Origin of the sequence: Luedemannella flava, assembly GCF_039528515.1 — a bacterium.
Taxonomy (GTDB): domain Bacteria; phylum Actinomycetota; class Actinomycetes; order Mycobacteriales; family Micromonosporaceae; genus Luedemannella; species Luedemannella flava.
In genome coordinates this window covers 41,238-54,669 of the sequence record NZ_BAAALT010000016.1, presented here as the reverse complement: position 1 = coordinate 54,669, position 13,432 = coordinate 41,238, and the positions used below count along the sequence as shown (strand labels likewise).

The 13,432-nt window shown below is 72.5% G+C and carries 12 protein-coding genes and 1 tRNA gene; 6 read left to right on the top strand and 7 right to left on the bottom strand.

What is annotated here, in order from left to right:
* Window positions 1–4: 4 nt before the first annotated feature.
* From ABD211_RS04500 to sp36, 4 genes are read right to left on the bottom strand one after another with little or no spacing between them, the layout of a single operon-like run.
* Entirely contained in the window at window positions 5–3,664 is a 3,660-nt protein-coding gene (locus ABD211_RS04500; RefSeq protein ID WP_344126495.1) for an AAA family ATPase, read from the bottom strand.
* Window positions 3,661–4,500, bottom strand: coding sequence for an MBL fold metallo-hydrolase (locus ABD211_RS04495; protein ID WP_344126493.1), 840 nt, complete (start codon window positions 4,498–4,500; stop codon window positions 3,661–3,663). Before ABD211_RS04495 ends, ABD211_RS04500 begins: the two co-directional genes overlap by 4 nt.
* A 23-nt stretch (window positions 4,501–4,523) precedes the next feature.
* The gene (locus ABD211_RS04490) at window positions 4,524–4,982 is read right to left on the bottom strand and encodes a RidA family protein (RefSeq protein WP_344126491.1); all 459 of its coding nucleotides are present in this window, start codon (window positions 4,980–4,982) and stop codon (window positions 4,524–4,526) included.
* A 4-nt stretch (window positions 4,983–4,986) separates the two neighbouring features.
* On the bottom strand, window positions 4,987–5,142 hold the full coding sequence (gene sp36 / locus ABD211_RS04485; RefSeq protein WP_344126489.1) for a Sp36 family protein: 156 nt from the start codon (window positions 5,140–5,142) through the stop codon (window positions 4,987–4,989).
* A 126-nt stretch (window positions 5,143–5,268) separates the two neighbouring features.
* Here sp36 and ABD211_RS04480 point away from each other — a divergent pair, with 126 nt between their 5' ends.
* The 3 genes from ABD211_RS04480 to bagB are packed head-to-tail and all read left to right on the top strand — an operon-like array spanning window position 5,269 to window position 8,298.
* Window positions 5,269–6,123 (top strand): Rv0361 family membrane protein, encoded by an 855-nt coding sequence (locus tag ABD211_RS04480; protein WP_344126487.1) that lies wholly within the window; start codon window positions 5,269–5,271, stop codon window positions 6,121–6,123.
* Between the two features lie 44 nt (window positions 6,124–6,167).
* Complete coding sequence (bagA, locus tag ABD211_RS04475; RefSeq protein WP_344126485.1) at window positions 6,168–7,181, top strand: ATPase BagA; 1,014 nt, start codon at window positions 6,168–6,170, stop codon at window positions 7,179–7,181.
* Entirely contained in the window at window positions 7,174–8,298 is a 1,125-nt protein-coding gene (gene bagB / locus ABD211_RS04470; protein ID WP_344126483.1) for an ArsA family ATPase, read from the top strand. Before bagA ends, bagB begins: the two co-directional genes overlap by 8 nt.
* Here the strand turns inward: bagB and ABD211_RS04465 are convergent.
* A complete protein-coding gene (locus ABD211_RS04465; protein ID WP_344080733.1) occupies window positions 8,285–8,575 on the bottom strand; it encodes a WhiB family transcriptional regulator in 291 nt (96 codons plus the stop codon). The two genes, bagB and ABD211_RS04465, sit on opposite strands and share 14 nt — an antisense overlap.
* 496 nt (window positions 8,576–9,071) lie before the next feature.
* On the opposite strand from ABD211_RS04465, the gene ABD211_RS04460 reads away from it, so the two are divergent.
* Window positions 9,072–11,507: a transglycosylase domain-containing protein gene (locus ABD211_RS04460; protein ID WP_344126522.1), complete on the top strand. Its 2,436-nt coding sequence runs from the start codon at window positions 9,072–9,074 to the stop codon at window positions 11,505–11,507.
* 63 nt (window positions 11,508–11,570) lie between these two features.
* On the opposite strand, the gene ABD211_RS04455 is transcribed toward ABD211_RS04460, so the two are convergent.
* Window positions 11,571–12,026 (bottom strand): GatB/YqeY domain-containing protein, encoded by a 456-nt coding sequence (locus ABD211_RS04455; RefSeq protein ID WP_344126481.1) that lies wholly within the window; start codon window positions 12,024–12,026, stop codon window positions 11,571–11,573.
* Between the two features lie 54 nt (window positions 12,027–12,080).
* Here ABD211_RS04455 and ABD211_RS04450 point away from each other — a divergent pair, with 54 nt between their 5' ends.
* A complete protein-coding gene (locus tag ABD211_RS04450; RefSeq protein WP_344126479.1) occupies window positions 12,081–12,974 on the top strand; it encodes a metallophosphoesterase in 894 nt (297 codons plus the stop codon).
* Window positions 12,975–13,033: 59 nt separating this feature from the next.
* Window positions 13,034–13,107 (top strand) — tRNA-Pro (locus ABD211_RS04445).
* A 55-nt stretch (window positions 13,108–13,162) separates the two neighbouring features.
* Here ABD211_RS04445 and ABD211_RS04440 read toward each other — a convergent pair.
* A complete protein-coding gene (locus tag ABD211_RS04440) occupies window positions 13,163–13,432 on the bottom strand; it encodes a hypothetical protein (protein WP_344126477.1) in 270 nt (89 codons plus the stop codon).

Here is a 13,432-nt window from a genome sequence, read left to right as displayed (position 1 = left end):
AACGTTACGCCACCGCGGGGGACGACACGGCGGCGAGCACCGCGTCAACCCCCCGACGTTCACTCGCCTGCTGCGTGGCGTAGGCCTCGGCGACCGCCTGGCGGGCCACGATCTCGGCCTCGGCCGCCGCGCCCGGCTCACCGTCCGCGCCGGTCGCGGCCAACGAAGCGGCGAGTACGCGCAACGCGAGCACCCGGCTGCGCACATCCTCCGCCGGCAGCTCGACGGCACGCCGCGCCGACGCGACCGCGTCCGCGGGCCGCCCCGCGGCGAGCAGCGCCTCGGCGTGCGTGGAGAGCACCTGTCGCCGCGAGAAGATCAGGGCGGGGCGGGTAGCGGCCGAATCCACCTCGGACGCCACCGCCTCCAGCAGGTCCAGCGCGTTGGCGACGTCGCCCACCGCCAGTCTCGCCGCGCCCAGCAGCACGCGCGGCCCCACCGTCGCCGCCTTGTCCACGTCGTGCGACTCGATCACCGCGAGGGTGGCCCGCGCGTCCGCCTCGGCGGCCGCCGCGTCCCCGGCGGACAGGCTCACGAAGCCGCGGATCGTCCGGGCCATGCCGATGAGCAGCGGGTGGCCGGTGCGTTCGCCGTGGCGCAGCGCGTCGGTGAGCAGGTCGTGCGCGTGACCCGGCTCGTCCAGTCCCCGCGCGACGACTCCCCGGACCACGAGGGCGAACCCCATGCCCCACTCGTCGGCCGCTTCCGAGAAGTCCCCGTACGCGCGGCGGGCCTCGGCGTCGGCCGTACTCAGATCTCCTAATTCGGCGGCGGCGAAGGCGCCCACGGCCCGCAGCGTGCCCACGGCCCAGTCGTCGCCGACGCGGTCACCGAACGGCAGGAAGGCGTGGGCGAGCCGGCGCGCCTCGGTGAGCCGGCCGGCGAGCAGGCGGGCGAAGGCGGACGTGCCGCGCACCCACGCCCGGCCGGTCACGTCGCCCAGCTCGGCGAAGATCCGCGTGGCCCGGTTGATGGCCTGGTCGGCGGCCAGGAAGTCGCCGCGCGTGGTGGTGACCCAGGCGAGGTACTGCAACGACCAGGCCTGGCCGGTGCGGTCCCCCGCGGTCTCCGAGATCTCCAACGCCTTCGCGAAGAGCGTGGCCGCTTCGCCGAGGCGCCCCCGCAGGTACTCCGTCATGCCGATGCGGCGCAGCACCTCGGCGCGGACGTCGGCCACGTCGGCGGCCGTCGCCACGGCGAGCGCGCCGCGCCACGCGTCGTCGGCGCGTTCCGGCTCGCCCAGCGCCCGGTGCGCCAGTCCGGCGGTGAGCAGGCCGCGGGCGCGCAGGGCGGGGTCCACGCCGTCGGCGATGATCTTTTCGGCGTCGACCAGGGCCTCCTTGGCGCGGCCCAGTTGCAGTAGCGCGTTGGCGAGGACGAACCGGTCGTCGGGCGAGAAGTCGTCGCCGGCCATGGCCGCGGCCTGGTCGAGCAGCTGCGCGGCGCGCGCCGGTTCGCCGGCGACCAGCGCGGTCCGGGCGAGGCGGCCCCACGCGGCGACGGCCAGCGGCACGACGGCCCGGGCGGGCGCGTCGGCGCGCAGGCTCATGGCGTCGGCCAGGGTGGACGCGCGCTCGCCGTGCCCGGCGATGAACGAGTCCCGGTCGGTGGCGCTCCAGCCGTGCACCGGCGACGGGACCTGGGCGGCCCAGGCGGCCAGCAGCGCGTGCCGCTCGGCGAGGTCGGCCTTGCCGACGCCGGCGTACGCGGCCTCCCGCATGAGCGGGGTCGCGAACGCGTACCCGCCGTGGACACGCAGCAGCATGCGCCGGTGCAGCAGTTCGTCGACGGCCCGGTCCAGCTCGACGGTCACCACCGCGCCCGGGCGCGCCTCGCCGCGGTGCAGCCCGCCCCAAGCGGCGACGCGCCCGTCGCGCAGCGCCTCCAGCGCGGCGGCGGGCACCTCGTCGCCGACGACGGCCGCGTCGCGCAGGACGGCGCGGGCCACGGCGGGCAGCGCGTCGATGCGGGCCGCCAGCACAGCGGCGAGGTCACGGCTGAGCAGCCGCCCGCCCAGCGACTCGGGCGAGAGTCGCCAGGTGTGCGTCGCCCCGCTGCGCGCCCCCGTGGCGGTCAGCGTGCCGCGCTCGATGAGCATCGTGACCAGCTCGACGAGGTAGAACGGGTTGCCCTGCGCGGTGAGCAGCAGCCGGTCCTGATCGGCCTGCGGCAGCTTGCCGCCGCCCAGGTACGCGGTGAGCAGCCGGGCGGCCTCTGCCCCGCGCAGCGGGGAGATCGGGTACACCTCGGCGTCGGCGAGGCGGGACATGGCGGCCGGGTTGCGGACCAGCTCCGGGCGGGCCATGAGCAGCACGAGCGCCGGGCCGCGCAGGTGGCGCAGGGTCACCCCGAGCGCCTCGATGGTCTGCGGGGTCGCGTCGTGGAGGTCGTCGACGATCACGACGATGGGGCTCTCCAGCGCGGCCGCGCTGATCAGGTCGCCGACGGCCGCGGCCATCGCCTCGCGCTCGGCGTCGGCCCGCTCGGTGGCGACGTCGCCCGTGCCGGATGGCCGTTCGGCGCCGCCCGGACGCTCGACGGCGCCGGGCCGGTCGGCCTGCGCGGACACCCCGTCGCCGTAGCCGAGCAGGGTGAGCAGCAGGTCCACGCGCAGCTTCGGGGTGACGCCGGTGCGCCGCTCGACGAGCTGCGCGAACCGGCGCAGCCGGTCCTCCGCGCCGGCCCGGGTGGCGGCCGGGTTGGGCTCGGCGGGCAGGCCGGCGACCGCCCGGACCAGGTCGGCGAGGGGCGCGAGCCGGCGCCGTTCCCCGTACGCGGCGCAGCGGGCGGTGAGCACGCGGGCGCCGCCGCCGGTGTTGCGGTCGTAGCCGGCGGCCACCCGCGCGGCCTCGGCGGCGAACCGGGACTTGCCCAGCCCCGCCTCGGCGGTGAACACGACCACCCGGGGCTCGCCCCGGTCGGCGACCTCCGCCAGGCGGCTGGACACGATGCCGAGCTCGGTCTCGCGCCCCACGAACGGGGCCTCGTCACCCATGCCGGAGCGGGTGCCCGGCGAGTCCACGAGGCCGAGCAGCTCGTACGCCTCGACGGGGTCGCGTTTGCCCTTCAACCGCAGCGGTCGTAGCCAACGCCAGGAGGCGACGTGGCGCGTGGCGGCGCTCGTCACCGCCCCGGCGTACGTGGAGCCGATCGACGCCGCGTCAGCCAGCCGCGCGGCGGTGTTGACCGTGTCCCCGATGACCGTGTACTCCAGCCCGGCCTGCACGCCGGCCACGACGACGCCGGTGTTGAGCCCGAGCCGCAGCCCGCCGGGCGCCCCGCCGCCGCGCTCGTCGTCGAGCACCCGGCGCACGGCGCGCTGCATGGCGAGCGCCGCGCGCACGGCCCGCTCCCCGTCGTCCTCGTGCGCGACGGGCGCCCCGAACACGGCCATGATGCCGTCGCCGGTGAGCTTGTCGACGTGCCCGCCGAACGTCTTGACCGCACCGGCGAGCGCCGCCATGACCCGGTCGGTGACCGCCCCGACCCGTTCCGGGTCCACCCCCTCGGACCAGGCCGTGAAGTCGGACAGGTCGCCGAAGAGCACCGTGACGACCCGCCGTTCCGTGGCGGGCAGGGTCGCCGCCGCGGCAAGGGCGGCGCCGCAGTGGTGGCAGAAGTTGGCTCCGGGCACGGGGACGGTGCCGCAGACCGGGCAGGTCACGGCGGGTCCAACTGGTGCGCGGGCGGGATAGATTCCCGCTGGTCGGCTTGTTGACGCTCCTCTTGCCCCAGGTAGGCGAGCTGCGCCCGGACGGACCAGGCCGCCGCGGGCCACAGGTCCGTGGGCACGTCCCGGTAGACGACCGCGACAACCTCTTCCGGGGTACGCGCGCCCGCGGCGACAGACGCGCGCACCTCGTCGAGCCGCGCGTACCGGTGGGCGAGATAGAAGCGGGCGGCCGCCGCGCAGTCGGCGAGCGCGGGCCCGTGCCCGGGCAGCGCCGGCACCCCGTCGAGTCCGGTGAGCGCCTCGAGACTGCGCAGGTAGTCGCCGAGGTGCCCGTCCGGGTGGGCCACGATCGTGGTCCCCCGGCCGAGGATGGTGTCCCCGGTGAGCACAACGGTCTGCGCCCCGGGCTCCCGGGTGGCGACGAAGCAGACGGAGTCGGCCGTGTGGCCGGGCGTCGGCCGCAGTTCGAGGTCGAGGCCCGCCGCGGCGCCGAGGCGCCGGGCCGTCGCGCCGTCGCCCGCGTGTGCGGACAGCACGGGGACGCCGAGGCGTCGGACCAGCGGGTCGACGCCCTCGACGTGGTCCGGGTGGCCGTGGGTGATCAGGATGCCGGCGACCGGGCCGTGCGCCGCGAGCGCGTCGAGGTGCGCGTCGTCGTCCGGCCCGGGGTCAACGATCAGGCACGGCTTCGCGGGGTCGGCGCGCAGCACCCAGCTGTTCGTCCCGTCCAGGGTCATAACGCCCGGATTGTCCGCCCGGACGAGGGCGACCCAGGTCGGCAACTCCGCCAGGACCGCGGCGGCCGGCACGCTGACGTGGCCCACCATGCCGACGATCGTACTGACAGGTGTCAGCCGATCTCGAAGATGAACTCCACCTCGACCGGCGCGCCCAGCGGGAGTTCGGCCACGCCCACGGCGCTGCGGGCGTGCCTGCCCGCGTCGCCGAAGACCTCGCCGAGCAGCTCGCTGGCCCCGTTGATCACCGCCGGCACGGCGGTGAAGCCGGGCGCGGCGGCGACGAACCCGGTCACCTTGACGACCCGGGTGACCGCGTCGATGCCGACCAGGTTGTCGACCGCCGCCAGGCCGCTGAGGGCGCACCGGGCCGCCAACTCCTTCGCCTCGTCCTGGCTGATCTCCGCGCCGACCTTGCCGACCGCGATCAGGCGCCCGTCGGCCATCGGCACCTGTCCGCTGACGAAGACGTGCGGGCCGGAACGCACCGCCGGCACGTACGCGGCCAGCGGCGGGGTCACGGGCGGCAGCGTCAGGCCGAGTTCGGCCAGACGCTTACGGGCTGCGCTCACGTTATTACTCCTTGGGCCGCTTGAGATACGCCACCAACTGCTCCGGGTTCGGCCCGGGCACGACCGCTACGAGTTCCCACCCGTCGGCGCCCCAGTTGTCGAGGATCTGCTTCGTGGCGTGCACGAGCAGCGGCACCGTGGCGTACTCCCATTTGACCATGTGTGACCCGTCCCTCAAGTCGTGTATAGATCAAGAATCCTACCGGTCGGGGCATCCGGGCTGGACGGCGGCGAGGTAGCGTAGCGGCGCCGGCCCACCCCTTCGCACCGAGCGCCGAGGATGATCATGAGCGAGCCCACCCCGGAGCCCACCGCCCCCCAGCCGGGGGTGTACCCGCCGCCGCCCACCTACACCCCGGGCTCCTACGGCGCTCCGTCGTACCCCTCCGCGCAACCGGGCCACCCCACCCCGACCGGGCCGGTCCAGCCGGGCTACCCCGCGGCGCCGCAGGCCCCCACCAGCGGCTACCCGGCCGCGGCCCCGACCTCCGGCTACCCGACGGCCCCCACGTCCGGCTACCCGGGCGCGCCGACCTCGGGCTACCCGGGTGCGGCCCCGACGTCGGGCTACCCCGGCGCGCCCACCTCGGGCTACCCCGGCGCGCCGGTCTCCGGCTACCCGGGCGCCCCCACGAGCGGCTACCCGGGCGCGACGCCGGGCTTCCCGCAGGGCTACCCGTACGCGCAGCCCGCCCCGAAGAAGAGCCGCAAGGGCCTGGTCATCGCCCTGGTGTCGGTCTTCGTCGTGCTGCTCGCCGGCGCCGGCGTGGGCGGCTACTTCGTGATCCAGGCGTCCCAACCGAAGGGCGAGGCGACCCCGGCCGCGGCCGCCAAGGGTTTCCTGGCCTCGATCTACAAGGACCACAGCGCCACGGGCGCCGCCCGGTTCGTGTGCAAGGCCGCCCGGGACGATGCCAAGATCCGCAGCGTGGTGGACAACGTCCGCGCGTACGAGCAGACGTACGACTCCCCGACCGTCACCTGGACGGATCCGGAGATCACCAACGGCACCGGCAAGGCTGACGCCACCGTGACGGTCAAGATGAGCACCGCCGACGGGCGGGTCGCCGAGAAGAAGCTCCAGCTGGCCCTCGTCGAGGATCGTGGCTGGTGGGTGTGTGACGCCACGCAACTGAGCTGAGCGAGACCGCGTACGGCACACCGGGTGCCGGTAACCTCCCTGGTGTGCCGACCCGCGATCAATTCCCGGCTGGGGACCCGGCGGCGGGCGTGACCCGCTGGCCGGCCCGGCTGCATGTCGTGACGGGCAAGGGCGGCACCGGCAAGACCACGGTGGCCGCCGCGCTCGCGCTCGCCCTGGCCTCCCAGGGCCGCCGTACCCTCCTCATGGAGGTTGAGGGTCGGCAGGGCATCGCCCAGCTGTTCGACCGGGACCCGCTGCCCTACCAGGAGCGGCCGATCGCGGTCGGCTGGCCGGGCACGCGCGCCGAGGGCGCCGGCGAGGTGTACGCGCTGGCCGTGGACGCCGAGGAGGCCCTCCTCGAGTACCTCGACATGTTCTACAAGCTGGGCCGCGCGGGCCGGGCGCTGCGCAAGTTCGGCGCGATCGACTTCGCCACGACGGTGGCGCCCGGGGTCCGCGACGTGCTGCTCACCGGCAAGATGAAGGAGGCGGTGACCCGCACGGTCGAGGGCAGGCGCGCCTACGACGCGGTGGTGATCGACGCCCCGCCGACGGGCCGGATCGGCCGCTTCCTCAACGTGACGGCCGAGACCGCCCGGCTGGCCAAGATGGGCCCGATCAAGACGCAGAGCGAGGGCGTGCAGGCCGTGCTGCGCTCCCCGGTGACGTCGGTGCACGTGGTGACGCTCCTGGAAGAGATGCCGGTGCAGGAGACCGCCGACGCGATCATGGAGCTGCGCGCGCTCGACCTGCGGGTGGGCTCGATCATCATCAACGCCGCGCAGCCGGACCTGCTGCCGACCGCGAAGATCACCCAAGCGGAGGTGCGCCGGGGACTGGTCGCCGCCGGGCTGCCCGCCGACAAGGGCACCGTGGCGGGGCTCGTGGCCGAGTCGCGGGCGTACCTGACCCGGCGCCAGCTGGAGGAGGGCCTGCGCGCGGAGCTGGCCGCCCTGGGCCGTCCGATGATGGCGCTGCCGGCACTGGCCGGCGGCGTGGACCTGGCCGGCCTGCACCGGCTGGCGGGCATCCTGCTCGGGGGGCCCGATGAGTGACCTCGACGTCGACGCCCTGCTCGGCAATCCGGACATCCGGATCGTGGTCTGCTGCGGCTCAGGCGGCGTCGGCAAGACCACCACCGCGGCCGCGCTGGGCGTGCGGGCCGCCGAGGTGCACGGCAGGCGCACCGTGGTGCTCACGATCGACCCGGCCCGCCGGCTCGCCCAGTCCCTGGGCCTCGTCGAGCTGGACAACACCCCCCGCGCCGTCCCCGAGGCGGCCGGCGAGCTGCACGCCATGATGCTCGACATGAAGCGGACGTTCGACGACGTCGTGCTCGCCCACACCGACGCCAAGCGCGCCGAGGAGATCTTCGCGAACCCGTTCTACCAGGCCATGAGCTCCACTTTCGCGGGCACGCAGGAGTACATGGCGATGGAGAAGCTGGGCCACCTGCGCGCCCGCGACGAGTGGGACCTGATCATCGTCGACACGCCCCCGTCGCGCTCGGCGCTGGACTTCCTGGACGCCCCGGCGCGCCTGTCGCGCTTCCTCGACGGCCGGATGCTGCGCCTGCTGATCGCCCCGGCCCGGGCCGGCGGGCGCAGCGTGTTCAGCCTGGTCACGGCCTCTTTCAGCCTGTTCGCGAAGCTCATGGAGCGCGTCCTGGGCGGGCAGTTGATCAGCGACCTGTCCGGCTTCGTCGGCGCCCTGGACAACATGTTCGGCGGCTTCCGCGACCGGGCCGAGGAGACGTACCGGATCCTGCAGGCGCCCGAGACGGCCTTTCTGGTCGTCGCCGCCCCCGAGCCGGACGCGGTCCGCGAGGCCGACTACTTCGCCGGCCGGCTCGCGGAGGAGCGGATGCCGCTGGCCGGCCTGGTCGTCAACCGGGTCCACGAGGTGTACGCCCCGGACATCCCGGCCGGGGAGGCGCTCGCGGCGGCGGACGCGGTCGAGGCGGACGACCCGGTGGCGGCCGGGGCTCTGCGGGTGCACGCCCGACTGGTGGCCCAGGTGGACCGGGAGCAGGCGGTGACGCTGCGGTTCCGGGAGGCCCACCCGAGCGTGCCGGTGGCGACCGTCGCGGCGCAGCCCGCCGATGTCCACGACATCGACGGGCTGCGGAAGATCGGCACGGCCCTGTCGGCCGACCCCGTCAACTTGTACTGACGAGTTCGTTGTCCTTCATCGCCGCCTCGAACATGCGGCGCCAGCTCGTGACCTGGGGGTGCCGCCGCAACAGCGCGCGCCGCTCCCGTTCGGTCATGCCACCCCACACGCCGAACTCGATGCGGTTGTCGAGCGCGTCGGCCAGGCACTCGTAGCGCACCGGGCAGCCGCGGCAGATCCGCTTGGCGACGTTCTGTTCGGCGCCCTGCACAAAAAGCGCGTCCGGGTCGCCGTTGCGGCAGGCCGCGAGAGTCGGCCAGTCACTGATCATCCCCATCTGTCACGTCCCCCCTTACGCTCCGGCGGTCCCCACCGCCCGGAGCGGACTTACCCCGGTATCAGGCACGGCTCCGCCCTGGTTGAGCTGGGCGTTGAGCACATCCCCCGCCGGACATCATGCTCCGTAGTCGTACGATTACGCAACGTTGTCCGTGAAATCCGCATAACAGGACACCTCATCCCGCATCAACTCTGGTGAGCGCAGCGGGCGAGGACCGGGCCGGCCGCACGCGCTCCGGCCGTACCGAGCCAGACCGGCCGCAGACCTTCCTCCGGAGAAAGGCGCTCCTCCGGAAGGCTTGCGACGCAATCCCGTGCAAACGGCTGCGGGGGGACCAGCGGTGCCCGACACTTGATGCCGGGCGCCACGCGTACGAGTGATCGTGCGCTCTGCCCAACGACCGTTGCGCGGGCCGGTAATGGTCAGCAAGCCGACGCATTGACGCGGGACCCACAGACGCGCGCACGTCACGTACCCTGTGCGCGTGAAGTGGATGCGCACGCGCGATCGGAGCCTGTTCGCCAACGCCGCTGCGCTACTCGTCTGCGGGGTCCTCGCCGGGGTAGTGGTCGCGGCCGCGGCGTTCCCGGCGATCGCGATGGGTGGCCTGGCGATGAAGTCCGGGTCGGACGCCTACGGCGGCCTGCCCAGCCAGCTCCAGGTGCTGCAGTCGCCACAGATCAGCTACGTCTACGCCTCGGACAACAAGACCCTGCTCGCCACGATCTACGACGAGAACCGCCACGACATCCCGTTGGCGCAGATTCCGAAGATCATGCAGGACGCCATCATCGCGGCCGAGGACGAGCGCTTCTACGATCACCACGGCGTCGACGTGCAGGGCGTGCTGCGCGCCTACGTGGCCAACCAGAACAGCGACGACCAGCAGGGCGCGTCCACTTTGACCATGCAGTACGTGCGCCAGGCGCTGACGTACTTCTCGGACAGCCCGTCGGACATCATCGCCGCGACCGAGCGCACCAACCTGCGCAAGATGAAGGAAATCAAGTACGCGCTCACGCTGGAGACCCAGCTGACCAAGGAGCAGATCCTCGAGCGCTACCTGAACATCGCGGCGTTCGGCAACGCCACCTACGGCATCTACGCCGCGAGCCAGGTGTTCTTCGGCAAGGAGCCGAAGAACCTGACCCTCGGCGAGGCCTCGCTGCTGGCCGGCCTCGTGAAGGCCCCCAGCACGTACGACCCGACGACCAAGACGGGCCTGAAGAACGCCCTGGACCGCCGGCAGTACGTGCTGAGCCAGATGGTGAAGAACGGGTACATCACCCAGGCCCAGTCCGACGAGGCCAACAAGGCCCAGCTCAAGATCATCGGCAAGCGCACCCCGAACGGCTGCGTGGCCACCCGCAAGAACGACTGGGGCTTCTTCTGCGACTACCTGTACCGCTGGTGGCTGCAGCAGGAGGCGTTCGGCGCGGACACCTCGACGCGCGAGAACAAGCTCAAGGCCGGCGGCTTCCGCATCGTCACCACCCTCGACGTGAGCGTCCAGGCGGCGGCGAAGAAGAACATCGAGAAGCAGCTCAAGACGGGTAATCCCATCGCGCTGAGCCTCGCCGCGATCGAACCCGGCACGGGCAAGATCAAGGCGATGGCGACCAACCGGAAGTACGGCCTGGACACGTCGGGTAACGGCCCGTCCACCGACCCGAAGAAGCGCAAACTCGGCATCAAGGGCACGTACCCGACCACCACGAACCCGCTCATCAGCGGCGGTGGCGACATCACCGGGTACAAGATGGGTTCGACGTTCAAGATGTTCACGATGGTCGCCGCGCTCGAGGCCGGCTACACGCTGGACTACCCGATCGCCACCAAGTCGCCCTACCAGTCGCAGTACGCCGTCGAGAGCAGTTCCAGGGCGGCCTGCAAGGACCGGAAGCACTGGTGTCCGGTCAACGCGAACCCGAAGTGGATGAACGGCCTGCGCACCATGTGGACCGGCTTCGGCCGCTCCGTGAACACCTACTTCGTGCCGCTGCAGGAGCGCGTCGGCGCGGACAAGGTGGTGGAGGTCGCCAAGCGGCTCGGCATGCAGTTCCGGGCCAAGGGCACCAAGGACGCCCCGGCCGACTACGAGTTCTCCAGCGACCCCGACCGCGCCCGGAACTGGGGCCCGTTCACCCTCGGCGTCTCGGACGCGGTGCCGCTGGAGCTGGCCAACGCCTACGCGACCCTGGCCGCCGACGGCAAGTACTGCGAACCCATCCCGGTCTCGAAGATCACCGACCACGCCGGGAACGTGCTGGACGAGGTCACCAAGCCGCGCTGCAAGCAGGCCGTCAAGGCCGACGTCGCGCGCGCCGCGGTGGACGCGGCCCGCTGCCCGGTCGGCGACCGCTCGTCGGTCAGCAAGTGCGACGGTGGCACCGCCACCGGCGTGCGCGGCATCGTGGGCAAGCCGGTCATGGGCAAGACGGGCACCTCGGACGTCAACTGGACGGCCACCATGGCACTGAGCACCAAGCAGCTCTCGATCGTCGGCACCATGGCGGATCCGGACTACGCCCAGCACGACAACGTGGGCGTCTCCATGTTGACCAACAACGCCGTGGCGTACACGATGCGCGACGCCCTCAAGGGCAAGAAGTCGGTCAATTTCACCCCGCCGTCGGCGAAGTACACCACCGGCAAGCGGGTCAGCATCCCCGGCAACCTGACGTGCCGCGGCGTGGACGAGGTCCGCTCGATCCTGCGCGGCCGGGGCTTCATCGTCGAGGTGGACAACAACCCGATCGACTCCCCCTGCCCCGCCGGCACCGTGGCGAGCACCGAGCCGGACCGCTGGACGATCGAGGACGGCTACGTCCTGATCCACATCAGCAACGGCAGGGGCACCAGGCCGCCCACCCAGGAGCCCGGCCTGCCAGGCCAACCCGGTAACGGGGGCGGCAACGGCAGAGACTGACGAGCCACACGGAAAACCGCGCTCTGCGACCAGAGCGCGGTTTTCTGTTTCCGGTACGTCTGTTCAGCCCGCGAGCTGCCTACGGACCTCCGCCGCCACGCGGCCGCCCTCGGCGCGGCCGGCGATCGCGGCCTGGACGGCCTTCATGGCCTGGCCCATCTGCCCCTGCGCGGTGAACCCGCCGGCGGCGAGCGCGCCGGAGACGATCTCGGCGATCTCCGCGTCGGAGAGCTGCTTCGGCAGGTAGCCGGCGAGCACCCGCTCCTCGGCCCGCTCCTTGTCCGCGGACTCGGCCCGCCCGGCGGCCGCGAACGCCTCAGCGGCCTCCCGGCGCTTCTTGGCCTCCTTGGTGAGCACGCCCAGCACCTCGTCGTCACTGAGGTCGCGCGCCGCCTTGCCGGCGACCTCGGCCGTCCGGACCGCCGCCAGGGCCATCCGCAGCGTGGAGGTGACCAGCTCGTCGCGGGACCGCATGGCGTCCTTGAGGTCGTGTTCGAGCCGCGCCTTGAGCGCCGTCATGGGAGTCGCACCGCCCTTCAGAAGTGAACCGCGACGCACATTACTCTGTGGCATATGCGTGCGCGCACTGTTTACCGCCTCGGCGCGGGCCTCGCGGTGGCCGGCGCGGCCACCTTCGCCTACGCCTCCCTCATCGAGCGGAACCTGTTCACCCTGCGCCGCTTCGAGGTGCCGCTGCTGGCCCCCGACGCGGAGCCCCTACGCGTCCTGCACGTGTCGGACCTGCACCTGATGCCGGCGCAGGCCCGCAAGCAGCGCTGGGTCGCCGAGCTGGCCGCCCTCGACCCCGACCTGGTGATCGTCACGGGCGACAACATGGCCCACCCGAAGGCCATTCCGGGCGTGCGCCGCGCCTATGAGCCCCTCTTCGACTTCCCCGGCGCGTTCGTCTTCGGCTCGAATGACTACAAGGGCCCGGTCTGGAAGAACCCGCTCAGCTACTTCGACCATGATCGGGAGTACGTCCAGGGCGTCGAACTGCCCACGGAGGAGCTGCGCAGCCTCCTGGTCGACGGCGGCTGGGCGGACCTGAACAACGCCCGCATCCTGCTCAAGGCCGGCGGCCGCTCCATCGAGCTGGGCGGCGTCGACGACCCGCACGTCGACCGCGACGACTACGAGCAGATCGCCGGCCCGGTGGACACGTCCGCCGAGGTCAACATCGGCGTCACCCACTCGCCGGAGCCGCGGGTCCTCGACGCCATGGCGTACGACGGCTTCGGGCTGCTGCTGGCCGGGCACACGCACGGCGGGCAGGTCCGGGTCCCCGGCGTGGGCGCTCTCGTGACCAACTGTGGCCTGCCCCGCAAGATGGCCCGTGGGCTGCACCGGTGGCCCGACAGCGACGCCTGGCTGCACGTGTCGGCGGGCCTGGGCACGCACCCGACGGCGCCGATCCGGTTCGCCTGCCGGCCCGAAGTGTCGCTGCTCACGCTCGTGCCGCGCTGACAGGGGGATACCGAGTTGGACCGTACGGCGCGGTCAGTTAGTATTGCCGGGCACCACCTCGGGGTGTAGCGCAGCTTGGCAGCGCGCTGCGTTCGGGACGCAGAGGTCGTGGGTTCAAATCCCGCCACCCCGACAAAGAGCGAAGGGCCAGGAGAAATTCTCCTGGCCCTTCGTCTTGTGTCAATAGGTTACTGATTTTCCCGAGTAACCGCGTCGATTGCCGCTTCCTCAAGCGCGGCCTGTTGCGCCCGCGTATCCAGCCACACCGGGCTGTGCACGACCGCGATCTTCGCCTCGTGGACGCCCACTAGTCCGGTCCTAATCAGGATCCGGATGCTGTCGCCCATGTAGACATCGCACTCCCGCAGAAACCGAATCACGTCGTCGATGGCCGCGCCGTCCGTGAGCATTTGCCGAGCCCCGGAAATCAGCTCAGCGTACTCTTCGCCACCCAACAT

What these genes read in the sequence shown, in the direction of transcription:
- ABD211_RS04495 (WP_344126493.1), bottom strand. Translation starts at nt 4,500, where the DNA reads ATGGTGGGCCACGTCAGCGTGCCGGCCGCCGCGGTCCTGGCGGAGTTG.
- sp36 (WP_344126489.1), bottom strand. Translation starts at nt 5,142, where the DNA reads ATGGTCAAATGGGAGTACGCCACGGTGCCGCTGCTCGTGCACGCCACG.
- ABD211_RS04480 (WP_344126487.1), top strand. Translation starts at nt 5,269, where the DNA reads ATGAGCGAGCCCACCCCGGAGCCCACCGCCCCCCAGCCGGGGGTGTAC.
- bagB (WP_344126483.1), top strand. Translation starts at nt 7,174, where the DNA reads ATGAGTGACCTCGACGTCGACGCCCTGCTCGGCAATCCGGACATCCGG.
- ABD211_RS04465 (WP_344080733.1), bottom strand. Translation starts at nt 8,575, where the DNA reads ATGGGGATGATCAGTGACTGGCCGACTCTCGCGGCCTGCCGCAACGGC.
- ABD211_RS04460 (WP_344126522.1), top strand. Translation starts at nt 9,072, where the DNA reads ATGCGCACGCGCGATCGGAGCCTGTTCGCCAACGCCGCTGCGCTACTC.
- ABD211_RS04455 (WP_344126481.1), bottom strand. Translation starts at nt 12,026, where the DNA reads ATGACGGCGCTCAAGGCGCGGCTCGAACACGACCTCAAGGACGCCATG.
- ABD211_RS04450 (WP_344126479.1), top strand. Translation starts at nt 12,081, where the DNA reads ATGCGTGCGCGCACTGTTTACCGCCTCGGCGCGGGCCTCGCGGTGGCC.
- ABD211_RS04440 (WP_344126477.1), bottom strand. Translation starts at nt 13,432, where the DNA reads ATGTTGGGTGGCGAAGAGTACGCTGAGCTGATTTCCGGGGCTCGGCAA.